At 65.4% G+C, this 338-nt stretch carries 1 protein-coding gene; it reads right to left on the minus strand.

Features of this window, described 5'->3' with window-relative positions:
• Nucleotides 1-338: aminotransferase class I/II-fold pyridoxal phosphate-dependent enzyme (locus L981_RS33035; RefSeq protein ID WP_156134326.1), on the minus strand; the 338-nt coding region annotated here is incomplete at both ends.

Genomic DNA, 338 nt, shown 5'->3' on the forward strand with positions numbered 1-338 from the left:
AGGCTGGCATTGGCATAGAGCCGTTCGCGAAGCGCATCGCCGTTGTCGATCAGGTCGAACACTTTCAGCGATGCCGCGGCAATCACCGGCGCCAGCGTGTTGGAGAAGAGATAGGGACGCGAGCGCTGGCGCAGCCAGTCGACCACCTCCGCCTTGGCCGAGGTGTAGCCACCGGAGGCACCGCCAAGCGCCTTGCCGAGCGTGCCGGTGATGATGTCGATCCGGCCTTCGACGCCGCAATGCTCGGCCGAGCCACGACCGTTCTTCCCGACGAAGCCGACCGCATGGCTGTCGTCGACCATGACCATGGCGCCGTACTTGTCGGCGAGATCGCAGAC

This window comes from Ensifer sp. ZNC0028 (assembly GCF_000799055.1).
GTDB lineage: Bacteria > Pseudomonadota > Alphaproteobacteria > Rhizobiales > Rhizobiaceae > Ensifer.